Origin of the sequence: Gilvimarinus sp. 2_MG-2023 (assembly GCF_030547685.1) — a bacterium.
Classification (GTDB): domain Bacteria; phylum Pseudomonadota; class Gammaproteobacteria; order Pseudomonadales; family Cellvibrionaceae; genus Gilvimarinus.
This window is the reverse complement of the sequence record NZ_JAUOQM010000049.1, coordinates 196,636-219,486: the sequence shown is the minus strand read 5'-3', so window position 1 is coordinate 219,486 and position 22,851 is coordinate 196,636. Positions and strand designations below refer to the sequence as shown.

The following is a 22,851-nucleotide window of genomic DNA, read 5'->3' as shown; positions in this document are numbered from 1 at the left end:
ACGCTGAACGCTGAACGCTATAGTCATAGCATTTATTTTAATGAAAACCGTGGCGGTTGATGGGTGTTTGTATGGCGAGTACGGTGGAGCTTAAATGTTTTTGTGGGCAGTTGCGCGGCTCGTTGCAGGTGGTGCCGAGTTCCAGTTTTCATGTTCACTGTCTGTGTTGCGATTGTCAGAAGTACGCCGAGGTTTTGGGTGCTAAAGAGCGCATTCTCGATGAGCACGGTGGCTCGGAATTATTCCAAACCTATCCTGCCTTTCTCAAAATTACCCAAGGCCATGAGCACATTAGTTGTGTGCAGCTTGAGCCCAAGGGTATCTATCGCTGGTATGCATCCTGTTGCAACGCGCCTTTAGCTAACACCATGGGTAAGGCGTCGGTGCCGTTTGTGGGAGTGTCGGTAAAATTAATGCAGTTTGCCGGTGAAGACGAAAAGCGCAGAGCGCTTGGCCCGGTCTGCCTGAAAGCGTTTGGTAAGTACGCGGTGGGCGAGGCAATGCCTGTCGATGTACATCCGCGGTTTCCGGTCAGTTTTATGCCTAGAATTCTTTGGTTTATGCTTAAAGGTGCGCTGTCGGGTAAAGCCAAACCCTCTCCATTTTTTGCCGATGGCCGGCCAGTGGCTAAGGTGCTGCGCGCTGGCGTGTAAGCGTCAACATTTTAGTATTAACTCTTAATACTTAAGTTCGGCTCACATCTGGGCCTAACGTGCGTTCTGCAACCATTACCTCAAACACTAATTGTTCTGGTTCATTGTCTTGACGAGGTCGCAATACTTGCACAGTGACCTTGGTGCCGGGGTCGATATCCGCCACCTCATTTAGTCCCTGACGTTCAGTGCCTATCGGTTGGCCATCAATGTGAGTGAGTACATCCCCGGGGCGAATGCCAGCTACATAAGCCGGGTCGTTGATGGGGGTCTCGGTCACCAGTACCCCGGCAGTGCTGCCGAGTTTTAGTTCGTGCACCAGTGCCGGGGTTAATCGTTCAACGGTTAACCCGAGCCAGCCGCGCACAGCACGCCCGTATTTAATAATGTCTTTCAGTGAGTCGAAAGCGTCGTCGGCGGGTACCGCAAAGCCAATGCCGACCGTGTCGAAAATAATGGCGGCGTTAATGCCCAGTAAATTGCCTTGGGTGTCGATAAGAGCGCCGCCGGAGTTGCCGGGATTAATCGCGGCATCGGTCTGAATGTAATTCTCGTAGGTGCTAAGCCCAAGCCCGTAACGACTTAAGGCACTGACAATGCCTTGGGTGACGGTTTGGCCGACACCGAAGGGGTTGCCAATGGCGAGTACCACATCACCCACGCGGGTTTTGGTTGGGTCACCAATGGAGATGGGGGTGAGGTTGTCCAGTTCAATTTTTAGCACCGCGAGGTCGCTTTCCGGGTCATTGCCGATAAAGGTAGCACCTGCCCGACGACCATCGTGTAGCAGTACTAATATTTCATCGGCACCGTCGATAACGTGATTGTTGGTGAGCAAATAACCCTCGGCACTGACGATAACGCCGGAGCCTAGTGCCGATTGCACGCGCTTTTGTTGTTTGGGGTTGCGGTACAGCTGCTCAAACAAGGGGTGGTCGGCCAATGGATGGCGGCGGGTGGCAATCACTTTGCGCGAATAGATGTTGACCACCGAGCTGGCGGCGCGATCTACTGCATCGGCGTAAGAGGTTGCTTGTGTAGGCTCAGCTTTTTGACTTGCGGGGTTGGGCAGCTGCCAGGGCATCAAACCTGGAAACGCAATAAAAATAACCAGTGCGATACACAGGCCCGCCAAAGCGGGCCAAAAAACAAATTGCAGGGCGCGAGCAGTCATAGGGAGTTGGCCTGCCCGCTATTTATGGGCATCGGTTACGCCATCCTCGGGGAGGTTGTCACCGGTTGCTGGGGCGGGTTCTTCCATGCCGTAATCTTCACTCAGTGTGCCTTTGCTACCGGCGCGTTTGGGGGCCCAGTCGCGGGGCGCTTCAACATCTGTGTGTTCTAAATCGTGGCCTTTGTGGCCGGGCAGGTGGTGCTGGGACTCGTCCAGCAATTGGCGACCGATTTCAGGAGTGCTGAGTTTGAGGGCGCTGGACGCTAAATGCTCGTGCATGTCTCGGTAGCTGGCATTGAGGCTGTTGACCAGCTCAGTGGTGCGGGCGAAGTGATCGGTTACATCGTGTTGGTAGCTGTCCAGTGCCTGCTCGGCCTCTTGTAGGCGATTTTGCAAATCGCTGGAGCGATTGCTGCCGTTGCTGTTGCGCGACAGTAGATAACCCACAAGGCAGCCCACAAAGGTGGCTATTAATGCGGTGACTATAAGGGTGATCAATGAGTACACAAAACATCTCCTGACTGAATGCCTAACGTTGTAACACGCCGCAATTTCATTCGTGCGTGTTCAACCTCCTAATGAAACGGTATTATACGGCGTTTTCACTTGTAAAGAGAGGCCAGAGTCGCAGCTGGACCAATTCTTTTACAGGGTAGTCGCTTTAAAGTGGTCTTTCATGTCTGAATTACTGACTCAATCATCAACATTAATAGCTGGCCCCGCAGGCTCGCTGGAGGTGGCCGGTTCGCTGGGGCGCGAGACGGGCCCTTACTATCAAAGTGGTGCGGTGGCTGTGGTATGCCACCCGCACCCTTTACATGGCGGCACCATGAACAACAAGGTGGTAACCACGCTGGCCAGAACCTATCGCGATTTAGGGGTGGGTGTTCTGCGTTTTAATTTTCGCGGTGTGGGGCGCAGCGGTGGTGAGCATGACCACGCCCGTGGCGAGGTGGATGACGCCGTCGCGGTGGCCAGTGCTTTGCTGCAAGAGCGCCCTAAGGCGCCTTTATTGTTGGCCGGTTTTTCTTTTGGCGCGTCGGTCGCCGCTCAGGCCAGTTACCGGTTGCCCTGTCGGCACCTGACGCTGGTTGCGCCGCCTGTGCCGCGCTATGCGTTTGAACAGGGTGGCCGATTTGCCGCGCCGGTTACGGTGTTGCAGGGGGATCGGGATGAGCGCGTCGATGAGCTGACAGTGGAGGCCTGGGCGGGGCAGTTGGCGGGCAGTGTGGTTTACCGCTGCTTTGATGAGGCCGGCCATTTTTTTCACGGGCGTTTGACCGAATTGAAGCAATCGATGGCCGAGACGCTATTAGAGCAATTGCCGAGCGAGGCGTTATTGTGAGTCACAATCAGTTAAGCCCTGTAGGGCGCTATCAGTACGACCTGAAGTCTGAGGGCTTTCAGTATGATGCTGCACAAGAGCAGGCCGTGCTTCACTTGCAGCGACTGTACGAGCGTTTACAGAGGCCGCGGGTAGGCCCTGGTTTTTGGGCGAAATTAACGGGTAAAGCCAAATTGGAGCCTGAAAAAGGGCTGTATTTTTGGGGCGGAGTCGGCCGAGGCAAAACCTACTTGATGGACAACTTTTACGAGAGCTTGCCCTTTGAGCAGAAAATGCGTGTTCATTTTCATCGGTTTATGCGTCGGATTCATCGCGAGTTAAAATCGTTGGCAGGGCAAAAAAATCCATTGGAGCGGGTGGCAGAGAATATAGCCGCCGAGGCGAAGGTGATTTGTTTTGATGAGTTTTTTGTCAGTGACATCACTGATGCCATGATGTTAGCCGGACTGCTGGATGGGCTTTTTCGTCGCGGCGTGACCTTGGTGGCAACTTCGAATATTGAGCCGGCGGGCCTCTATAAAGATGGGTTGCAGCGCGCCCGATTTTTGCCGGCCATTGCTTTGCTGGAGCGGCATACGCAAGTGGTGAATGTGGATGGCGGGGTGGACTATCGGCTCAGAGCGCTAGAGCAGGCTGAGCTTTATTACACGCCGCTGGATGCGAATGCCGAGGTCGGGCTGGATGGCGCGTTTGCGCGCCTGTGTCCGCCGGGGGCCGAAGTTCGTTATCGGCAGCGCCTAGAGGTGGAAGGGCGCCACTTGCTGGCGGAGCGGGTGGCAGACGATGTCGCCTGGTTTAACTTCGGGCAATTGTGCGATGGGCCGCGTTCGCAAAACGATTACATTGAGCTGGCTCGTGAGTTTCACGCGGTAATCGTCTCCGATGTGCCGCAGCTGGGGCGCGAGCGCGACGATCAGACGCGCCGGTTTATTAACTTGGTTGATGAATTTTACGATCGCAATGTAAAGCTGGTACTGTCAGTGGCGGTACCCTTGACCGAGCTGTACGCTGGCGGGCGTTTAACCTTCGAGATTGAGCGCACCCAGAGTCGGCTGTTGGAGATGCGCAGCCACGACTATCTGGCCCGCCCACACCGCCCGTAAGCTTAATGATGCGGCTTGGTGTGGGCTGTAAATAATTCCTAAAAAGTGCTTGAAAAGCTGCAGCTCCTTATGTAGTATTCGCGCTCTTTTGTGGGAAGCACCACCTAGTAGGCAGGTATAACATGAAGACATATAGTGCTAAAGCAGAATCAGTCGTACGCGATTGGTTCGTGATTGATGCAGAAGGTAAAACTCTTGGCCGCATGGCGTCTGAGATTGCTACTCGTCTGCGCGGAAAGCACAAACCTGAGTACACCCCGCATGTTGACACCGGTGACTACATTGTAGTTATTAACGCAGAGAAAGTAGCTGTGACCGGTAAAAAAGCGACTGACAAGATGTATTATCGTCACACCGGCTATATTGGTGGCATCAAGTCAATAAGCTTTGAAAAGCTGATCGATAAGGCCCCAGAGCGTGTTATTCAGAGTGCTGTAAAAGGCATGCTGCCGCGCGGTCCTCTTGGTCGAGCTATGTTCAACAAGCTAAAAGTGTACGCAGGTAGTGAGCATCCGCACACTGCTCAGCAGCCGCAAGAACTCAACATCTAAACGGAAAGCTGATTATGGCAGTTACTCAATATTACGGTACCGGCCGTCGTAAGACCTCGACCGCTCGAGTGTTCATTACTCCAGGTAACGGTACAATCACCATCAATGGTCGTTCGCTTGATCAGTACTTCGGTCGCGATGTTGCACGCATGGTCGTGCGTCAGCCGCTGGAGAAGGTCGAGCTGCTCGAGAAATTTGACGTTAAAGCCACCGTCGCTGGCGGCGGTAGCTTTGGTCAGGCCGGTGCGATTCGCCACGGTTTGACTCGCGCGCTAATGGAGTATGACGAGACCTTACGTCAGCCTCTGCGCGGCGCCGGTTACGTGACTCGCGATTCTCGTGAAGTTGAACGTAAGAAAATCGGTCTGCGTAAAGCACGTAAGAAGCCACAATTTTCCAAGCGTTAATTTGGCTCTTCGACAGCTGTTACAGCGTGTTCGATCAAAAAAAGCGCTCAGGGGAAACCCTGGGCGCTTTTTTGTTTTGGGTTTAACCTAAATAAATGCCTGCAGGGGTGAGATTGGGTTGATTTGAGGCTGATTGAAATGCGTGCCACGTCTTTGCAGCCCTTATGTGGCGCGGGGTGGTAGGCTTTACCTTGTAACGGCTGAGTAATTTCATTAATATTGGCAAATTTTTAAAGACAATAAAATCTATCTAAATATTTGAAAATCAGTGAATTTTAGCCGTCGATGCTGTTAGGGGAGAAGTCGTCATGAGTAATGACGTTGTCAACAAAACACGCCGTCGCGTACTTACCGGTGCCACCACAGTTGTGGGTGCTATTGGTGCAGTAGGCGCAGCGGTTCCTTTTGTCGGATCTTGGAATCCGAGCGCAAAAGCCAAAGCGGCCGGGGCACCGGTCAAAGTGAATATCAGTAAAATAGAACCCGGTGCCATGATCACTGTAGAGTGGCGTGGCAAGCCGGTGTACATCGTGCGCCGCACCCAAGAGGCCCTGACTGGCTTAGAAAAAACAGCCGATCTCGTCAGTGACCCCAGCTCTGAAGAGCCTCAGCAGCCCGAATACGCTCAGAATGAGACCCGGTCGATTAAGCCCGAGTTATTGATTCTATTGGGGCTCTGTACCCATTTGGGGTGTGCTCCGATGTTCCGCCCCGATGTTGGCGCTCAAGATTTGGGTGGCGACAAGTGGCAGGGTGGTTTCTTCTGCCCGTGTCACGGTTCTAAATTCGACTTGGCGGGTCGTGTGTTCAAAGGTGTACCTGCTCCGATTAATCTGGAAGTTCCCCCCCACGCCTACGATGGCGATGATTGGGTAACGATTGGCGTGGATCAGGAGGCCTAAACATGAATTGGATGAAAGGATTGTGGACTTGGGTTGACGCCCGTCTGCCCGTGCAGCGCGCTTGGGATACCCATATGGGTAAATACTATGCGCCGAAAAACTTTAACTTTTGGTATTTCTTTGGTGTGCTGTCGATTCTGGTGCTGGTTAATCAGCTGATCACCGGTATCTGGCTGACCATGAACTACACCCCGAGTGCCGAAGAAGCCTTTGCCTCGGTCGAGTACATTATGCGCGATGTCGATTACGGCTGGATTCTGCGCTATATGCACTCCACGGGCGCCTCTGCCTTCTTTGTTGTGGTCTACCTGCACATGTTCCGCGGTTTGATGTACGGCTCTTACAAAGCGCCACGCGAGCTCGTTTGGATTTTTGGTATGACCATCTACCTGGTGCTGATGGCCGAAGCGTTTATGGGTTACGTTCTCCCCTGGGGGCAGATGTCCTATTGGGGTGCGCAAGTAATCGTATCTCTGGTGGGGGCTATCCCGGTTGTGGGTGAGTCTCTGGTGGAGTGGATTCGCGGTGACTACCTGATCTCGGGCATTACCCTGAACCGATTCTTCGCCTTGCACGTAGTGGCCTTGCCGATTGTGCTATTGGGCTTAGTGGTACTGCACTTGCTGGCTCTGCACGAAGTGGGTTCTAACAACCCGGACGGCATCGAAATTAAGAAAAACAAAGACGAAAACGGCATTCCTAAAGACGGCGTGGCTTTCCACCCCTTCTACACTGTGCACGATCTTGTGGGCGTTTCGGTCTTCCTGTTTGTGTTCTGCTTTGTCATGTTCTTTATGCCAGAGATGGGCGGGTTCTTCCTGGAGTACGCCAACTTTGAAGAAGCGAACAACTTAAAGACTCCTGCGCATATTGCTCCGGTGTGGTACTTCACGCCTTTCTACGCAATTTTGCGGGCGATTAACTTTCCGATTGGTCCTTTGGATGCCAAGTTCCTCGGTCTGGTTGCCATGGGTGCTGCTATCGCGATCTTATTTGTGCTGCCATGGCTGGATCGCAGCCCGGTTAAGTCAATGCGCTACAAAGGCAACTTTAGCCGTATTGCGCTGATTGTGTTTGCGGCCGCTTTTGTGATTCTGGGTTACCTTGGTGTGAAATCACCGACTCCAGGCCGTACTTACTTAGCACAGGCGTGTACCTTCCTGTACTTCGCCTATTTTATCGGTATGCCATTTTGGACCCGACGGGAAAAAACCTTGCCGGAGCCTAAGCGTGTGCAGATGAAAGGTTTACCTCTGCACTTGGTGCTCGGTGGTTTTGCCCTGTTTGTCTTCCTGGTTGTTGTACCCATTAAAGCGGTTGGTGCCGAAGGCAGCTTTGCCTGCGGTGCTGTCCCGTGCGATACCATGGAGCCCGATTTGGAAAACAAGGCATCGCTACAGCGCGGTGCCAAGTATTTCGTCAACTACTGTATGGGTTGTCACTCGGCCAAGTTCTCTCGCTATCAGCGAGTGGCCGATGATCTGGATATTCCACACGACTTGATGATGGATAACATGGTGTTTGGCGCCGATGATAAGCGTGTGGGTGATTTGATGAATAATGCCATGAGCGCCGACTTGGGAAAGCAGTGGTTTGGTGCAGCCCCACCGGACTTAACCTTGGTGGCTCGCGCTCGTTCACCTGAGTGGCTGTATACCTATCTGCGCAACTTCTATAAAGATGAGGAGCGCCCACTGGGTGTTAATAACCGAGTCTTTGCTAACGTGGGTATGCCCCATGTAATGATGGAGCTGCAAGGGCTATTGGAGTGTGGCGCCGGTCCTAAATTGGATTCACACGGTCATACCGAGCGCGATGACCTAGGTAATCCTGTCATAGAAGAACACTGCGGTGCACTGGTTGAAGGTGAGACCAAAGGCAGTATGACTGGTGAAGAGTTTGATCGGGCTATGTTTGATCTGGTCAACTTTCTTGAGTATGTGGCCGAGCCATCGCAGTTAGATCGCAAACGTATTGGCGTGTTTGTACTGCTGTTTATTTGTGTATTGTTTATATTTACCTACCTGCTCAATCGTGAATACTGGAAAGGTATTCATTGATTACATGGGCGAGTTTAAGCTCGCCCTTCGTTTTACATTTAATTGTTGAGGTGACCTAATGGGTGTTGTGACTAAGCGCTCATCCATGACTTTATTTTCTGGCCCAAGTGATCATTACAGTCATCGAGTACGCATTGTACTGGCTGAAAAAGGTGTTTCAGTAGATACAGTGGAAGTGGATACCGATAGTAAGCCCCGTGAGTTGGCGGATTTAAACCCCTATAATTCACTGCCTACATTGGTGGATCGAGACTTATCGCTCTATGAGTCGAAAGTTATCATGGAATACTTGGACGAGCGCTTTCCGCACCCGCCATTGCTACCTGTTTATCCGGTTGCACGGGCGCAGAGCCGTCTTTGGATGTATCGGTTAGAGCGCGATTGGGCGCCCAAAGTCGATGCAATATTGCAAGACCCTAACGGTACTAACTCCGACAAAGTTCGTAAGGACCTGCTGGATAGCCTGTTAAGTATTGCGCCGATCTTTAGTGAAATGCCATTCTTTATGAGTGACGAATTCACTATTGTCGACTGCTGTTTGGGGCCTATCTTGTGGCGCTTGGAAATGCTCGGGGTCGCTATACCGAATACCCGCCAAAGTCAGCCTTTAACGCAGTATATGGAGCGCTTGTTCAGTCGCGACTCTTTCCAGCAGAGCCTAACCGAAGCCGAGCGAGAGATGCGCGCAGCGGCTTAAATTCGTGGCAGCTAACCCTGCCCTTTGTAAACAGAGGTATTGATATGTCCATGAGTTCCAGACGCCCGTATATGCTTCGTGCACTTTACGAGTGGATCGTGGATAACAGTTGTACACCCTATGTTTTGGTCAATGCCAAAGCCACCGGGGTGGAGGTGCCTCTGGAGCATGTGAATAAAGATGGGCAAATTGTACTCAATATATCGCCTACCTCGGTAGTGGATTTGGATTTAGGTTTGGAGAGTGTGTCGTTCTCGGCGCGCTTTGGCGGTGTGCCTCGCGATTTATTTATTCCTATTTACGCGGTTTTGGGAATTTATGCCCGAGAAAATGGCCAAGGAATAGTTTTTGAGGCCGAGCCCGAACCACCCACACCACCTGAACCTACCCAGCCGGAAGGTGATAGTGATGCGAAACGACCCAGCTTACGGGTAGTGAAGTAACAAAAGGCGCTTAGGCGCCTTTTTTGTTTGTGATATATATTTTTCTCTATTTAAAAGCGACAGTTATATAGCGATTTCTTATTTGTTGCTGTTGCACAGCCCTTGTTATCTTTGACCTACAGACAGTGTTTCGAATAATAAGAACGACCGAAGTAGGAGTAGTAATTATGGCAATGTTCCAACACACCTTGGGTATTTTCACCAACCCTGACCGCGAGTGGCAACGTATTCGCAGTGAAGAGCAGAGCTTCTTTCGTGTCTATTGGACCCACGTACCTCTGTTAGCTCTAATACCGGTTATTTGCGCCTATTTTGGTGTGACTCAACAGGGGTGGAGTATTGGCAATGGCGGTGTGGTCAAGCTGACCTCTGACAGTGCGCTGATCCTGTGTGGCTTTGCGTATCTTGCCCAATTGGCTGCCGTCTATATTCTGGGAGAGTACATCAACTGGATGAGTCAGAGCTTTGGCGTATCGGATGAGCCCAATAAGCGTCACTATGAGGGCACCGCACTGGCGGTGTATTCCGCCGCTCCGATGATGCTGGCGGGCGTGGTTCTGCTATGGCCGGAACTGTGGCTGGTAGCGGGCGTTTTCATTGCGGCAGCATGTTACTCCATTTATTTGATTTATGAGGGTATTCCTATCTTGATGAATATCCCCCAGGAGCGCGGCTTTATCTACGCCAGCTCTGTTATTACCGTTGGCTTGGTGCTGGCTATCGTGGTGATGGTAGCCACCGTTATTGTCTGGGCTTCAGGCATGGGACCAATCTATGTAAGTTGATGCATTTTTAGAACGACAAATTCTATATACGACTTAAAAGCGGCTCCGGCCGCTTTTTTGTTGGCCCTGCAATAGTAACTGCTGGTTAGGGTTACCGGAATGTGACAGTTTCTTTACCGGCTGTCACATAACTGTCATAAACCCTCGATAGAGTGCGCCCAATGACCAAGTGGACTCAACCGAGGAATCATCCATGAACGTAAAAACATTCATCAAGAGCTTGACGGTAGCCGCTTCGCTGACCTGTGCGCCAGTGTTTGCCGATGTAGACCCCAACTTAGAAGATTACCAAACCACCTCCGGTATCTCGGGCAACATCAGCAGTATCGGTTCCGATACCCTGAATAACCTGATGACCCTGTGGGCGGAAGAGTTCGCCAAATTTTACCCTAACGTCAATATTCAAATTCAAGGTGCTGGTTCATCGACCGCTCCCCCCGCACTGACCGAAGGCACTGCCAACTTTGGCCCGATGAGCCGTGAAATGAAAAGCTCAGAGATTCAGTCCTTTGAAGCGCACTTCGGTTACAAGCCCACCGCTGTGCCCGTTGCAATCGATGTGGTTGCGGTTTACGTAAACAAAGACAACCCGATTGAAGGTTTGACCATGGCTCAGGTGGATGCCATTTTTTCTGCGACGCGCAGCTGTGGTCACAATGAGGATATTACCCGCTGGGGGCAGGTTGGCCTGGAAGGCAATTGGGAGAACCGCGATTTTACAATGTACAGCCGCAACGCGGTGTCAGGTACTTACGGCTACTTTAAAGATATCGCCCTGTGTGGTGGAGACTTTAAGGCCAGCATCAACGAGCAACCGGGCTCGGCCTCTGTGGTTCAGGGCGTGAGTGAATCGATTAACGGCATTGGTTACTCGGGTATTGGTTATGTGACTTCTAGTGTACGTGCCTTGCCTCTGGCCGCCGAAGAAGGCATGCCTTATGCGCCAGCGGACGCCGAGCACTCAGCTGACGGCAGCTACCCAATGGCGCGTTTCCTCTACGTTTACATTAACAAGCACCCCAACCGCGATCTCGACCCTATGCAAGCGGAGTTCCTGAAAATGGTGACTTCTAAGCAAGGGCAAGAGGTTGTTGTACGCGACGGCTATATCCCATTACCAGCCGCCGTTGCAGAGCGTGTTCACAAAGAGTTAGGCCTGTAATTTACAGTTTGCCAGACGTCTAATAATGCGCCTACGGGCGCATTATTACTTTGTAACAAAAATGTCATAAATCGTTGCTACGATCGCCGCCGATGGCAAAGTAAACGCGGCGTACCACGTCTAAACATCCGGTCAACATAATCAGGAACCAGACTATGAGCGAGACATCTCCCGCTGTGAACGGGACAGAGAGTCTGATGCCAAGTGCCAGTGAAAGGGCTAGGCTGCGAAACGTGAGGCGCCTTAAGGATAGTATATCCAAATGGGGCATCACGACAGCGGGCTTGGCGGTTGTAGGTGCTCTCGGCCTAATCTTTTTCTACTTATTTTCCGAAGTCTTTCCCCTGATGAAAGACGCCGATGTGAACGTGATTGAGAGTTACCCGGTCAGTCAGGTGAGCAGCGCCGACAATCGCCATATGGTGTTGGAGCGCTACGAGCAGATTGGCGCCTCTCTAACCAGCGCTGGCAGCGTCGAGTTTTTTGCCGCCGACCAAGGTAAGACCATGTCCCGCACGCAGTTACCTCTGCCGGCGGGTGCGAAGGTTACCAGTGTGGGTACCAGTACACCCAATGAACGCCTGGCGGCTTACGGCTTATCCAGCGGTGAAATGCTCGTAACGCGCATTGACTACTCACTGTCCTATCCCAACGATCAGCGCAAAATTACCCCAGAAGTGGTGTTCCCTCTAGGAGAGGCGCCTATCGCACTGGACCCGCAAGGGCAGAGTTTGCGCGCTGTGGCCGTGCAAGCCACCGGACGCGGACATGTGCTGGCCGGTATTACGGCAGATAATCGTATTCAGCTGGGGGTCTACACCAGCCGAACGAATATGATCACAGGCAAAGTAAGTACTAGCGGTAAAGTCTATACGCTGCCCAGACTCCCCGATGGTGCTCAAGCCCAAATAATTCAGGTCGATAAGACCGCGCGCCATCTGTTGGTGGCCGATGACAGCGCGCAAGTACATTTGTTTTCTGTGGAAAAGCCTGCTGTTGCGACGCTTACCGGGTCGGTGGCAACCGAGCGTGGTCAGATAACGGCAATGGAGTTTTTGGTGGGCACAGGTTCGGTCGTGATTGGCACCGAAGAGGGCAGTGTCAGTCAGTGGCTTTTGGTGCGCAACCCGAACAATATTTATCACTTACTACCTACTCGCGACTTTGACAGCTTGCCCGGCGCGATCACTACCATAGCGCCGGAATATACACGCCGCGGGTTTTTGGTGGGTGACAGTGAGGGCTACCTGGGTATTTACCACGGCACGGCTGCACGCACCCTGTTAGTTGAACAGGTGGCCGATGCGCCGATTGAGCAGTTAGCGATTTCGCCTATTAACGGCAAAATGCTGATTCTCGATCAAGCGGGGTTGGTACAAGTGACCGAGCTGTGGAACGAGCACCCAGAAATATCTTTCAGTTCGCTCTGGCAAAAAGTGTGGTACGAGGGTCGGTCCGAGCCCGAGTATGTTTGGCAGGCATCGTCGGGTGGCGATGAGTTCGAACCCAAAATGAGTTTGGTGCCCTTGTCCATTGGCACATTAAAAGCCGCACTGTTTGCCATGCTGTTCGCTATTCCGCTAGGCATTATGGGTGCACTATACACCGCATATTTTATGACGCCGAAAATGCGCGGCTTGGTTAAACCGACCATTGAAATTATGGAAGCCCTGCCTACGGTTATTTTGGGTTTCTTGGCCGGTCTGTGGTTGGCGCCATTTTTGGAAAATCATTTACCGGCTGTGTTCAGTGTGCTGATCCTAATGCCGCTGATGATGGTGATGGTTGGCTACGGTTGGTCGCATTTGCCCCAATCGATTCGTCACCGCGTCTCCGACGGTTGGGAAGCAGCCATCTTGATTGTTCCCATTTTGCTTACCGGTTGGTTCTGCGTGGCCATATCGCCGCACATCGAGGTGTGGTTCTTCGACGGCAGTATGCGCCAGTGGTTTACCAACAACGGCATCAACTACGATCAGCGCAACGCTCTGGTGGTGGGGATTGCCATGGGCTTTGCCGTTATTCCAACGATTTTCTCAATCGCTGAGGATGCCGTTTTTAACGTGCCGCGTCACCTCACTCAAGGTTCACTGGCGCTGGGCGCGACCCGTTGGCAAACCGTTATTGGGGTTGTTTTACCGACCGCGAGCCCGGGTATTTTTTCCGCCGTTATGATGGGTTTTGGTCGCGCCGTGGGTGAAACCATGATTGTACTGATGGCGACGGGTAACAGCCCGGTGGTTAACTTCAATATCTTTGAAGGGATGCGCACTCTGTCGGCCAATGTCGCCGTAGAGCTGCCAGAAACTGCCGTTGACAGTACACACTTTAGGGTGCTGTTTTTGGCCTCGCTGGTGCTCTTGGCGTTGACCTTTGTTGTTAACACCTGTGCCGAAATTATTCGCCAGCGCTTACGCAAGCGCTATAGCAACCTGTAAGTAGAGGCGATCACGAAATGAAAAATTGGATGAAAAGTGGTGCCCCCTGGATTTGGCTTAATGGCGGTGCGGTGGCTTTGTGTATTGTGATGGTGGTCGGCCTGCTCGGGTTGATTGCCATTCGAGGTTTCGGTCATTTTTGGCCGGCCGATATTGTGCAAACCACCATTATTAATAAAGCGGGTCAAGAGAAAGCCATCCTGGGTGAGCGGGTGCGCTCGGAGGTCATTCCGGCGGCTGTTGCGCGCGATGGCGGTTATGAAGTCGCGAGCGATGTTGAATTGATTACTCGCTTTTTGATTAAAGAGGGTAATCGCGATGTCAGCCCGCGCGATTTTAATTGGTACCTTGAAACAGGTATGGGCGAGCTGAATTACCCCGAGAACGCAGTATCAATTGAACGTCGGGAGTGGGGCAACTTTTACGGTTTTCCTCAGGCATTGACAGAAAACGGTAAAGTGATTGCCACTATCGATGATGAAAACTTTTGGCAGGAGCTTTCCCAGCGAGTGGAGCGTAGTGTCGATCTTCACTCTGACATCAACCATATTGAAAAAGTCGATATTGGGCGAATAAACCATAAGCTAGAGCGTATGCGTTTGGACAAGCGCCGTCTGGAGCTACAAAACGCAGATTCGGCCACCATGGCCGAAGCCGAGGCAGAGTTTAGCGCTCAACGGGCGGAGTTGGATGCTCAGTATCTGGAAGTGAAGGCAGAGCGCGATGCTTTGTACAAATTGCTCGAGCGAGACAGCCTTTTGGCCACCATAGCCAGCGGCAAAGAGACCAGTATTGCACTGCAAAACATTGTGCGTGTGACCCGGCCTAACGCCATGGGTGTGTTTGGCAAAATGGGCCAATACGTGGAGCGTTTTTGGGAGTTCTTAACCGACGAGCCGCGCGAAGCGAATACCGAAGGGGGTATCTTCCCCGCGATCTTTGGTACTGTCACCATGGTAATGGTGATGTCCATCATTGTGACGCCCTTTGGTGTTCTGGCGGCGATTTACCTGCGTGAATACGCGAAACAAGGGCCTATTCTTCGCCTGATACGAATTTCGGTGTACAACCTCGCCGGTGTCCCGTCCATTGTGTACGGTGTGTTTGGTCTGGGCTTTTTTGTCTACTTTCTCGGTGGCAGTTTGGATGAGTTGTTCTATCCCGAGTCTCTACCGGCGCCGACGTTTGGTACCCCCGGCTTGTTTTGGGCCTCATTAACCCTGGCCCTGCTGACCCTGCCGGTGGTTATTGTCTCCACCGAAGAGGGTTTGTCCCGTATACCGACCACTATCCGTCAAGGCTCTTTAGCGCTGGGTGCGACTAAGGCGGAAACTCTGTGGAAAGTGGTAGTGCCCCTGGCGACACCGGCTATGATGACCGGCTTAATTCTCGCGATTGCCCGCGCAGCGGGTGAGGTGGCGCCATTGATGTTGGTAGGTGTGGTCAAGTTGGCTCCATCGCTTCCGATTGATGGCAATTACCCATATCTTCACCTCGACCAGAAAATTATGCATCTGGGTTTTCATATTTACGATGTGGGTTTTCAAAGCCCCAACGTTGAGGCCGCGCGCCCGCTGGTATATGCCACGGCACTGACTCTGGTGTTGTTAATTATTGTGTTAAACCTGACCGCGATTCGCATCCGCAACAGCTTGCGGGAAAAATATCGCAGTGCATCCGATTGATCACGGGGACTAAATCATGTTAGAAACCACAGATGTTGTCGAACGCAGCGACATAAGTACCGATAGCGGTCAAGCCACTGAGCAGGCCGCCGGTGAACAACTAGGCAGCCAACAGACTTTTGCAACTACAGATACTTACCCTATGGATAATGAAACAGTGAAGCTCGAGGTGAAAGACCTCAACTTGTACTACGGCTCTGATAAAGCATTGAAAAATATTAGCTTACAGATTCCTGAGAAGAAGGTTACGGCTTTTATTGGTCCGTCCGGCTGTGGTAAGTCTACTTTGCTGCGCTGTTTCAACCGAATGAATGATTTGGTGGATAGCTGCCGTATCGAGGGTGAAATAGTGCTCGATGGCAGTGATATTTACGCGCCGGGTGTGGATGTTGCCGAGTTGCGCCGCCAGGTGGGAATGGTGTTTCAAAAGCCCAACCCCTTCCCCAAATCTATTTATGAAAATGTGGCTTATGGGTTGCGATTGCAGGGGGTAAAATCAAAGCGAGTGCTCGACACCGTCGTTGAAAACTCTCTGCGCGGCGCGGCCTTGTGGGATGAGGTTAAAGATCGTTTGCACGACAATGCATTTGGCTTGTCCGGCGGTCAACAGCAGCGTTTGGTGATTGCCCGCGCAATCGCCATCGAGCCCGAAGTCATTCTGTTGGATGAGCCGGCCTCGGCATTGGACCCGATCTCAACCCTTAAGATTGAAGAGTTGATTTACGAGTTAAAAGATAAGTACACCATCGTGATTGTGACGCACAACATGCAGCAAGCTGCGCGGGTATCGGACTACACGGCCTTTATGTATATGGGGGATCTGATTGAGTTTGGTGATACAGACACCCTGTTTACCAACCCGAGCAAGAAGAAAACAGAAGATTATATTACAGGGCGTTACGGCTAATTGCTTGCCTTGACAGGAATGAACACCCGGTCATTATGACCCTTTGAAACAAGCGAAGGTCGCTATGGAAATTACCAGTCATACTCATCATATTTCTCAACAGTTTAACATTGAGCTGGATGACATCAAAACTCATCTGTCGGAAATGGGCGGCATGGCCGAGCGTCAGGTGAACGACGCGATTACGGCTATGATCGAAGTGGACATCGAGAAGGCTGAGCAAGTTGTGCGCGGTGACCGCAAAGTAAACTCGATGGAAGTGTCTATTGACGAAGAGTGTGCGCGTATCCTGGCCAAACGTCAGCCGGCTGCGGGCGATTTGCGGTTGGTAATCACGGTGACTAAGGCGATCACAGATTTAGAGCGTATCGGTGATGAAGCAGCCAAGATAGCCCGCCAGGCTATGGCACTGGGGCGCGATGGCGCGGCACCGCGTGGCTACGTAGAGATGCGCCATATCGGCCAGCATGTATCGCGTATGTTGCACGACTCGCTCGATGCCTTCGCGCGTCTGGATCTGGATGTGGCGCTTAAGGTGGTGCAAACCGACAAAACGGTAGACATGGAATACAGTACCGCCATGCGCGAAATGATCACCTATATGATCGAAGACCCGCGCAGTATTACTCGTGTGCTCAATATCATGTGGTCTCTGCGCTCGTTGGAGCGTATTGGCGATCACGCGCGCAATATTGCTCAGTATGTGGTTTACCTGGTTATGGGTGAAGATGTGCGTCACGGCAGTTATGAAGAGATTGAAGAGCAAGTACAGCAGGAGCAGCAGGAGCAAAAGAACTCAGATAAATCCTAGCCTCTTGCGGTAGGGGTTTGCATACATAGGGCCGGCTTTGCCGGCCTTTTGCGTGTTTGGGTGCATTTACATTTGTGCGCTGAGGCGGTTAAATGAGCTGACACTATAATCGAGGAGGTCATATGGCTCGTACACCGTCCAACATGCTGCCGCTGGGTACAGCTCTACCAGAGGTGCTGCTGCCCGACGGCGCCGGAGACTCATACCCATTGCGAGATAGCGTCAAGAACAATGGTTTGTTGGTGATGTTTATTTGCAATCACTGTCCCTTTGTTTTGCATATTGCCGATTATCTACCTACCTTAGCGCGAGAATTATCAGCACTGGAGATCGGTACGGTGGCGATAAGTTCCAATGACGCGGTGCAGCACCCCGAGGATGGCCCCGACAAAATGGTGGCTTTTGCGGCCCACCACAATTTCCCATTCCCCTATTTGTACGATGAGGCCCAGACCGTGGCGCAAGCGTTTGATGCCGCCTGCACACCCGACTTCTTTTTGTTTGATGGCAATTTAAATCTGGCCTACCGTGGGCAGATTGATGCTGCCCGGCCGGGTAATGACACCCCGGTCAATGGCGTGGATGTTTTGGCTGCAGCCCGGGCACTTGCCGCTCAAGAGAAAGTCAGTGATCGGCAAGTACCTAGCCTGGGGTGTGGTATCAAGTGGAAGCTCTAAATGAGTATCCATCTCTTAGTGTTAATCTTTCACTTCGCTCCCGGGTAGCTTGACGGTAAAGCGCGCTCCCCCCAAAGGCGAGCGAGATATTTTTAATTGGCCGTGATAACCCGCGGCGATATCGGCACAAATAGCCAGCCCTATACCCTGGCCGGGTTTGGAGGTGTCCAAGCGCTGGCCCCGCTCCAGAGAATTGTCGCGCAAGGTTTCGGCAATACCGTCGCCGTCGTCGTCCACCGTAATCTGCAATTGCTCTTGTTGTAGCTGAGCGCTTAAGGTGACTTGTCCCTGGCCGTATTTGCAGGCGTTATCGAGCAAGTTGCCGAGTATTTCCAATAAGTCTTGTTCATCACCGACAAACGCCAACCTCGCGGGGACATCAATCGTGAAGTTGATGTTTTTATCGCGGTAGATTTTTTTTAATGATGCGGTAATACGCTCTGCCGCCTCGGTAAGTAAAATACGGCTGCGAGTCCCTGAGCCGTGTTGATTAGCGGCGCGTTGCAATTGATATTTCACGACTTGATCCATCCTTTCGATTTGTTCAAGCACCTGGCGTCCATACACGCCGGCCCCGTCGGGTATCGGTGCGGATTTTAACACTGCCAGCGGCGTTTTAAGGCTGTGAGCCAAATCGCTCAAACTGTCTCGGTAGCGTTGGCGCAAATGACTTTCGCTTTGCAGAACCCGGTTAAGCCGGGTGACTACTTCTTGTATTTCACCTGGGTATTCACCGCGTAATTGAGCGGTTTCGCCCCGGTGCATTTGGCCCAGCGCACGGGCTAAATAACTGAGTGGTCGCAGCGCCCAGACAAGCAGTAAAGCCTGTATGAATATCACCGATGCAGTGGCGAGTAAAAGACCGCGCCACTGCTGCTGGCGGAAGGCCTTAAGGGCACTGTAGTAGCTTTCGCCGCTGTGTACCAGAGCAAAACGGTATGGATTTGTAACACCTCGGTCCGTTTCCCACAAAACATCAAAGCTGGCGTAGAAGCTATCTTCAGCGTCGGTCGGCAAGTGCGAGAGAACAAGCTCGCCCGGAGATGGTTGAGCGCCAAAAACACCGGCTCCGGGGGTCGGCTCAATCAAGCGGCTAGAGCTAGACTGCCAGATTAAATCACCCTGTGCGTTATACACAAAAGCATAGACGCCGGAGTTGGTTTGTTCCAGATCGGGTTCAATCAGTACACTGGGCAGATTCAGTGAATCTCCATCCATTTCCGCCAAAGAGAATAGCAAATAAAAATAGCGCTCTAAGCGGACTTGCTCGGCGGCTGATAAGCTGCTGCGATAGGCTCGGTCTTGCGCGAGGCCCGCTAAAATCAATACCAGCGGCAATACTATCAACGAGCCGACCAGCAAGCGGGCTTTTAGCGTGGTTTGAGCCACTAGCCGTTTTGCTCCAGGTTAAAACGATAACCCAGCCCGCGCTGAGTGCTAATCATATTGAGGCTGCCATCGGGGTCGAGTTTTTTGCGCAGCCGGCCGATAAACACCTCAATAACATTGCTGTCGCGATCAAAATCTTGATCGTATAAATGCTCTGTTAGTTCAGTTTTGGAAATGGCTTTGCCGGTGTTGAGCGCTAGGTAGGCCAGAGTATTGTACTCGTAGCTGGTCAGCTCGATGATATTGCCATCCAGGCGAACGGTCTTGGCCTGGGTGTCTAGCGCTAAAGGACCAAAGTGAGCGACGTTTTTGGCCAAGCCGTGAGCGCGGCGCAGTAGCGCTTGCACCCGCGCCATCAATTCCTCGGGGTGAAAGGGTTTGGTTAAATAGTCGTCAGCGCCGGCCTCGAGCCCCTCAACCTTATCTTGCCAGGCGTCGCGTGCGGTGAGAATGAATACTGGGTAGAGGATGTTTTGCTCGCGCAGCCGGCGAATCAGGCTTATACCGTCAATTTCGGGTAGACCGAGGTCAATAATGGCCAGATCATAGGGGTTTTCACTGGCTAAAAATAGGCCTTCCCGGCCATCGGTGGCACTGTCACAGGCAAAGCCCGCTTGTTGGCATTTCTCTACGATGGTGTTGTTTAAAGTTACTTCGTCTTCGACTACGAGCAGTCGCATAGGGGTTACCCCATTGGGCGGCCATTAGCCGCGTCGATGATAACCGAGTGTATTCGTCCCGATTTTTGCAAAATCTTCACCCGATAAGCGCGCCGACCTTTCAGGTTGATGGCCTTGACATCAATCACCTTGCCGCCGTATTTCTTGCGGGCAATTTGGCTTGCTTGGGCGGCGCTAATAGCGCACTTGGCCGCTGTTAAATAGGGCGTGTTAGTAACTGGGCTGGCCCAGGCCGCCCCGTTGATGCATAACAGGCAAGAGAAAATAGCGCTAAGTAACAGTGGTTTCATGGTTGCGATTTCAGCTGCTTTGGTGGTGTTATTGTAGCACTATCGATGGTGCCTTTGCGGTCTGTGGTGCGATGCATGTTTGGGGGTTTGGCGACCGTGCAGCTCAATTCGGTGACCCGGCTTGTGAGGTGTCACCATGCTATAGGTGTCTCCATGGTAGCGATAGGTGACTCGATAGCCGGTCACAACCGTTTGGCGTTGGGTTTGGAATTGGGTGCTACAGTGGCGCAGCTTCGAGGTTGAGTGGCGATCAATACTGTGGCCGATTCCAGCCCCGATCAGACCGCCAATCAGTGCACCTTTGTGGTCGCGTTGTTGATGCAGGCCAACTATGCTGCCGATAGCACCACCGATGACGGTGTGTGCCCGCGAGCCTTTTGAGGATGTGCAGTGCTGCACCGGTTGACGGTTCACACGGGTCTCATACACAGGCTCACTATGTATCACCAGTCCGTAATCTGCGCGTGGCTGGTGGGCTTGGGTATGGCCACTCAAGGTTAGGGTCGAGACTGCCAAAAATACGGTAAAGGATGGAAGATATTTCATTGTCATTCTCCAGATATTAACCAGTTCAGGCTCAGTCTGACGTAAGTAGTCTGAACGGAAACTGAAGCATTAATTCGAACTGAGAATGCAGTAAACGTCACGAAGAGGCGACATCGGTGTCGCAGTTGGGGTAATAAGTCGTTTTGAGGGCATACTCAAATAGTATGAAAGGGCCTTAAGCAGGTATAATTGCCACCATTATATGAAAACGGCTACAGGTTGGATGATGTTGGATAAGGTCTCTGTCAAAGAATACATGGCTCGACTGGGTGTCGAGGCGCGAGCGGCTTCGCGTGTACTGGCGGCAAGCAGCACTGGGGTGAAAAATGAAGCGCTACAGGCGATGGCCCGTGCCCTCGATGCCAATCGCGAGCTGTTAACACAAGAAAATGCCAAAGATTTGGCCGCCGGTCGCAATAATGGCCTGGATGCTGCCTTACTGGATCGTTTGGCGCTGACGCCAAAAACCATTGATGGCATGATTGAAGGCTTGCTTCAGGTCGCAGCCTTGCCTGACCCCTGTGGTGAAATCACCGATATGAGTTTTCGCCCCAGTGGTATCCAGGTGGGTAAAATGCGAGTGCCTCTCGGGGTGGTCGGGATTATTTATGAATCTCGTCCCAACGTCACCATCGATGCGGCCAGTTTGTGTTTGAAGTCCGGCAATGCGGCTATTTTGCGCGGTGGTAAAGAGGCGATTCACTCCAATAAAGCCATTGCTCAGTGTATTGAAAAAGGCTTGGCCGAGGCAGGTCTGCCGCTGGGGTGCGTGCAAGTCGTGCAAACCACGGATCGCGCCGCGGTAGGTGAAATGATCACCATGCCCGACTATATCGATGTGATTGTACCGCGCGGTGGTAAAGGCTTGATCGAGCGTATCGCCAGCGATGCTCGCGTGCCCGTCATTAAACATTTGGATGGCATCTGCCACGTTTATATCGATGCCAAGGCCGACCTGGACAAAGCCTACAGCATTGCCTTGAATTCGAAGACTCATCGCTATGGTGTTTGTAATGCCATGGAAACCTTACTGGTGGATGAGTCTGTCGCGCCTGCGATCTTACCCAGACTTGCTACCGCCTATCTGGAAAAGGGGGTGGAGCTGCGCGGTTGTGCGAAAACCTGCGCCTTGATTGACGCTAAAGCGGCGAGTGAAGAAGATTGGGCAACCGAATATTTGGCGCCTGTATTGGCGATCCGTGTGGTGGCCTCGCTGGACGAAGCGATGGACCATATCGCACAGTACAGCTCGCAACATACAGAATCAATTGTGACGGAAGACTACACTCGCGGCCGCCGTTTTATTACCGAGGTCGACTCTAGCTCGGTGATGATTAACGCCTCAACGCGCTTTGCCGATGGCTTTGAGTATGGTCTGGGGGCTGAAATTGGCATTTCCACCGATAAAATTCACGCGCGTGGCCCCGTGGGGCTGGAGGGGTTAACCTCGCAGAAATGGCTCGTGCTGGGCGATGGCCATATTCGCACCTAATGCGGCGTAAAATCGCATTACTAGGCGGTACTTTTAACCCGATTCATCACGGTCATTTGCGGCTGGCCTTGGATTTGGTGGAATCGGTGGGCTTTGAGCAATTGCGTTTAGTGCCCTGCCATTTACCGCAGCATCGCCAGCAACCCACCGTTAGCAGTGACCGGCGGGCGCAAATGGTGGCCCAGGCTATTGCCGGGTGCGATGTTCTGCAGTTGGACCGATGTGAGTTGGAGCGCGGTAGTGCCACTTATTCGATCGATACCCTGACTCAGCTGCGGCGCGAACTTGGTGACGATGCATCGCTGACTATGGTGATGGGGATTGATGCCTATTTGGGTTTGCCTCGCTGGCACCGTTGGCGCGAACTTTTGACTCAGGCACACCTGTTAGTGGTGGCGCGGCCAGGTTATTCGTTTAAACCTGACGCGGAGCTGGCCGAATACGACCGGGTTCACCGAGCAGAGGTGGGCGTTTTGGCAGAAAAACCGGCGGGTAGTGTAGTGCATTTATCGGCGCGCCTACTGGATATCAGTGCCACAGAAGTGCGTGAGCTCACAGCCCAGGGGCGCTCAACACAGTATTTAATTCCCGATGCCGTTCGGCACTATATTTCCGAGCACGGCCTGTATTCGGCCGACGCTCATTCTTCGTAAA

24 protein-coding genes are annotated in these 22,851 nt (G+C 52.3%); 18 read left to right on the top strand and 6 right to left on the bottom strand.

Going from position 1 to position 22,851, the window contains the following annotated elements; translation table 11 throughout:
• Nucleotides 1–71 precede the first annotated feature (71 nt).
• On the top strand, nt 72–653 hold the full coding sequence (locus Q4526_RS15245) for a DUF6151 family protein (RefSeq protein ID WP_215977955.1): 582 nt from the start codon (nt 72–74) through the stop codon (nt 651–653).
• 31 nt (nt 654–684) lie between these two features.
• On the opposite strand, the gene Q4526_RS15240 is transcribed toward Q4526_RS15245, so the two are convergent.
• Both Q4526_RS15240 and Q4526_RS15235 read right to left on the bottom strand, forming a co-directional pair.
• Entirely contained in the window at nt 685–1,827 is a 1,143-nt protein-coding gene (locus tag Q4526_RS15240) for a trypsin-like peptidase domain-containing protein (RefSeq protein ID WP_215977954.1), read from the bottom strand.
• Nucleotides 1,828–1,845: 18 nt separating this feature from the next.
• Complete coding sequence (locus Q4526_RS15235) at nt 1,846–2,334, bottom strand: YhcB family protein (protein ID WP_215977953.1); 489 nt, start codon at nt 2,332–2,334, stop codon at nt 1,846–1,848.
• Nucleotides 2,335–2,503: 169 nt separating this feature from the next.
• On the opposite strand from Q4526_RS15235, the gene Q4526_RS15230 reads away from it, so the two are divergent.
• From Q4526_RS15230 to Q4526_RS15160, 15 genes are all read left to right on the top strand, one after another.
• Entirely contained in the window at nt 2,504–3,172 is a 669-nt protein-coding gene (locus Q4526_RS15230) for an alpha/beta hydrolase (protein WP_215977952.1), read from the top strand.
• Complete coding sequence (zapE, locus tag Q4526_RS15225) at nt 3,169–4,275, top strand: cell division protein ZapE (protein ID WP_215977951.1); 1,107 nt, start codon at nt 3,169–3,171, stop codon at nt 4,273–4,275. Before Q4526_RS15230 ends, zapE begins: the two co-directional genes overlap by 4 nt.
• 122 nt (nt 4,276–4,397) lie before the next feature.
• Nucleotides 4,398–4,826 carry a 50S ribosomal protein L13 gene (gene rplM, locus Q4526_RS15220; protein WP_215977950.1) on the top strand — a complete coding sequence of 143 codons (429 nt, stop codon included), beginning with the start codon at nt 4,398–4,400 and terminating at the stop codon, nt 4,824–4,826.
• Nucleotides 4,827–4,840: 14 nt separating this feature from the next.
• Complete coding sequence (gene rpsI / locus Q4526_RS15215; RefSeq protein ID WP_215977949.1) at nt 4,841–5,233, top strand: 30S ribosomal protein S9; 393 nt, start codon at nt 4,841–4,843, stop codon at nt 5,231–5,233.
• A 308-nt stretch (nt 5,234–5,541) separates the two neighbouring features.
• Complete coding sequence (gene petA / locus Q4526_RS15210; protein WP_215977948.1) at nt 5,542–6,135, top strand: ubiquinol-cytochrome c reductase iron-sulfur subunit; 594 nt, start codon at nt 5,542–5,544, stop codon at nt 6,133–6,135.
• Between the two features lie 2 nt (nt 6,136–6,137).
• Nucleotides 6,138–8,195, top strand: a complete 2,058-nt coding sequence (locus Q4526_RS15205) for a ubiquinol-cytochrome c reductase (RefSeq protein ID WP_215977947.1) — start codon at nt 6,138–6,140, stop codon at nt 8,193–8,195.
• A 58-nt stretch (nt 8,196–8,253) separates the two neighbouring features.
• On the top strand, nt 8,254–8,892 hold the full coding sequence (locus Q4526_RS15200; RefSeq protein ID WP_215977946.1) for a glutathione S-transferase N-terminal domain-containing protein: 639 nt from the start codon (nt 8,254–8,256) through the stop codon (nt 8,890–8,892).
• A gap of 44 nt (nt 8,893–8,936) precedes the next feature.
• Nucleotides 8,937–9,335, top strand: coding sequence for a ClpXP protease specificity-enhancing factor (locus tag Q4526_RS15195; RefSeq protein ID WP_215977945.1), 399 nt, complete (start codon nt 8,937–8,939; stop codon nt 9,333–9,335).
• Between the two features lie 167 nt (nt 9,336–9,502).
• Nucleotides 9,503–10,120: a Yip1 family protein gene (locus Q4526_RS15190; protein ID WP_215977944.1), complete on the top strand. Its 618-nt coding sequence runs from the start codon at nt 9,503–9,505 to the stop codon at nt 10,118–10,120.
• Nucleotides 10,121–10,313: 193 nt separating this feature from the next.
• Nucleotides 10,314–11,282 (top strand): PstS family phosphate ABC transporter substrate-binding protein, encoded by a 969-nt coding sequence (locus Q4526_RS15185; RefSeq protein WP_215977943.1) that lies wholly within the window; start codon nt 10,314–10,316, stop codon nt 11,280–11,282.
• A 233-nt stretch (nt 11,283–11,515) separates the two neighbouring features.
• Nucleotides 11,516–13,720, top strand: a complete 2,205-nt coding sequence (locus Q4526_RS15180; protein ID WP_303609683.1) for an ABC transporter permease subunit — start codon at nt 11,516–11,518, stop codon at nt 13,718–13,720.
• Nucleotides 13,721–13,737: 17 nt separating this feature from the next.
• Nucleotides 13,738–15,405, top strand: a complete 1,668-nt coding sequence (pstA, locus tag Q4526_RS15175) for a phosphate ABC transporter permease PstA (RefSeq protein WP_215977941.1) — start codon at nt 13,738–13,740, stop codon at nt 15,403–15,405.
• A gap of 142 nt (nt 15,406–15,547) precedes the next feature.
• Nucleotides 15,548–16,312, top strand: a complete 765-nt coding sequence (gene pstB, locus Q4526_RS15170; RefSeq protein ID WP_215977970.1) for a phosphate ABC transporter ATP-binding protein PstB — start codon at nt 15,548–15,550, stop codon at nt 16,310–16,312.
• A gap of 64 nt (nt 16,313–16,376) precedes the next feature.
• Nucleotides 16,377–17,123, top strand: coding sequence for a phosphate signaling complex protein PhoU (gene phoU / locus Q4526_RS15165; protein ID WP_215977940.1), 747 nt, complete (start codon nt 16,377–16,379; stop codon nt 17,121–17,123).
• A 122-nt stretch (nt 17,124–17,245) separates the two neighbouring features.
• A complete protein-coding gene (locus tag Q4526_RS15160) occupies nt 17,246–17,800 on the top strand; it encodes a thioredoxin family protein (protein ID WP_215977939.1) in 555 nt (184 codons plus the stop codon).
• A 21-nt stretch (nt 17,801–17,821) separates the two neighbouring features.
• On the opposite strand, the gene Q4526_RS15155 is transcribed toward Q4526_RS15160, so the two are convergent.
• The 4 genes from Q4526_RS15155 to Q4526_RS15140 are packed head-to-tail and all read right to left on the bottom strand — an operon-like array spanning nt 17,822 to nt 20,705.
• The gene (locus Q4526_RS15155; protein ID WP_215977938.1) at nt 17,822–19,189 is read right to left on the bottom strand and encodes an ATP-binding protein; all 1,368 of its coding nucleotides are present in this window, start codon (nt 19,187–19,189) and stop codon (nt 17,822–17,824) included.
• A complete protein-coding gene (locus tag Q4526_RS15150) occupies nt 19,189–19,869 on the bottom strand; it encodes a response regulator transcription factor (RefSeq protein ID WP_215977937.1) in 681 nt (226 codons plus the stop codon). The genes Q4526_RS15155 and Q4526_RS15150 overlap by 1 nt, the downstream gene beginning before the upstream one ends.
• A gap of 5 nt (nt 19,870–19,874) precedes the next feature.
• Nucleotides 19,875–20,159, bottom strand: a complete 285-nt coding sequence (locus Q4526_RS15145) for a PepSY domain-containing protein (RefSeq protein WP_215977936.1) — start codon at nt 20,157–20,159, stop codon at nt 19,875–19,877.
• A 39-nt stretch (nt 20,160–20,198) separates the two neighbouring features.
• A complete protein-coding gene (locus Q4526_RS15140) occupies nt 20,199–20,705 on the bottom strand; it encodes a hypothetical protein (RefSeq protein WP_215977935.1) in 507 nt (168 codons plus the stop codon).
• A gap of 202 nt (nt 20,706–20,907) precedes the next feature.
• Here Q4526_RS15140 and Q4526_RS15135 point away from each other — a divergent pair, with 202 nt between their 5' ends.
• Both Q4526_RS15135 and nadD read left to right on the top strand, forming a co-directional pair.
• Nucleotides 20,908–22,197 (top strand): glutamate-5-semialdehyde dehydrogenase, encoded by a 1,290-nt coding sequence (locus Q4526_RS15135; protein WP_303603988.1) that lies wholly within the window; start codon nt 20,908–20,910, stop codon nt 22,195–22,197.
• The gene (gene nadD / locus Q4526_RS15130; RefSeq protein ID WP_215977934.1) at nt 22,197–22,850 is read left to right on the top strand and encodes a nicotinate-nucleotide adenylyltransferase; all 654 of its coding nucleotides are present in this window, start codon (nt 22,197–22,199) and stop codon (nt 22,848–22,850) included. The genes Q4526_RS15135 and nadD overlap by 1 nt, the downstream gene beginning before the upstream one ends.
• Nucleotide 22,851: the final 1 nt, after the last annotated feature.

Excerpts from the sequence above, each read along its gene's own strand:
- Q4526_RS15245 (WP_215977955.1), top strand. The coding sequence starts at position 72 with ATGGCGAGTACGGTGGAGCTTAAATGTTTTTGTGGGCAGTTGCGCGGC.
- Q4526_RS15240 (WP_215977954.1), bottom strand. The coding sequence starts at position 1,827 with ATGACTGCTCGCGCCCTGCAATTTGTTTTTTGGCCCGCTTTGGCGGGC.
- Q4526_RS15230 (WP_215977952.1), top strand. The coding sequence starts at position 2,504 with ATGTCTGAATTACTGACTCAATCATCAACATTAATAGCTGGCCCCGCA.
- rplM (WP_215977950.1), top strand. The coding sequence starts at position 4,398 with ATGAAGACATATAGTGCTAAAGCAGAATCAGTCGTACGCGATTGGTTC.
- rpsI (WP_215977949.1), top strand. The coding sequence starts at position 4,841 with ATGGCAGTTACTCAATATTACGGTACCGGCCGTCGTAAGACCTCGACC.
- petA (WP_215977948.1), top strand. The coding sequence starts at position 5,542 with ATGAGTAATGACGTTGTCAACAAAACACGCCGTCGCGTACTTACCGGT.
- Q4526_RS15205 (WP_215977947.1), top strand. The coding sequence starts at position 6,138 with ATGAATTGGATGAAAGGATTGTGGACTTGGGTTGACGCCCGTCTGCCC.
- Q4526_RS15200 (WP_215977946.1), top strand. The coding sequence starts at position 8,254 with ATGGGTGTTGTGACTAAGCGCTCATCCATGACTTTATTTTCTGGCCCA.
- Q4526_RS15195 (WP_215977945.1), top strand. The coding sequence starts at position 8,937 with ATGTCCATGAGTTCCAGACGCCCGTATATGCTTCGTGCACTTTACGAG.
- Q4526_RS15190 (WP_215977944.1), top strand. The coding sequence starts at position 9,503 with ATGGCAATGTTCCAACACACCTTGGGTATTTTCACCAACCCTGACCGC.
- Q4526_RS15185 (WP_215977943.1), top strand. The coding sequence starts at position 10,314 with ATGAACGTAAAAACATTCATCAAGAGCTTGACGGTAGCCGCTTCGCTG.
- pstA (WP_215977941.1), top strand. The coding sequence starts at position 13,738 with ATGAAAAATTGGATGAAAAGTGGTGCCCCCTGGATTTGGCTTAATGGC.
- pstB (WP_215977970.1), top strand. The coding sequence starts at position 15,548 with ATGGATAATGAAACAGTGAAGCTCGAGGTGAAAGACCTCAACTTGTAC.
- phoU (WP_215977940.1), top strand. The coding sequence starts at position 16,377 with ATGGAAATTACCAGTCATACTCATCATATTTCTCAACAGTTTAACATT.
- Q4526_RS15160 (WP_215977939.1), top strand. The coding sequence starts at position 17,246 with ATGGCTCGTACACCGTCCAACATGCTGCCGCTGGGTACAGCTCTACCA.
- Q4526_RS15150 (WP_215977937.1), bottom strand. The coding sequence starts at position 19,869 with ATGCGACTGCTCGTAGTCGAAGACGAAGTAACTTTAAACAACACCATC.
- Q4526_RS15145 (WP_215977936.1), bottom strand. The coding sequence starts at position 20,159 with ATGAAACCACTGTTACTTAGCGCTATTTTCTCTTGCCTGTTATGCATC.
- Q4526_RS15140 (WP_215977935.1), bottom strand. The coding sequence starts at position 20,705 with ATGAAATATCTTCCATCCTTTACCGTATTTTTGGCAGTCTCGACCCTA.
- Q4526_RS15135 (WP_303603988.1), top strand. The coding sequence starts at position 20,908 with ATGAAAACGGCTACAGGTTGGATGATGTTGGATAAGGTCTCTGTCAAA.
- nadD (WP_215977934.1), top strand. The coding sequence starts at position 22,197 with ATGCGGCGTAAAATCGCATTACTAGGCGGTACTTTTAACCCGATTCAT.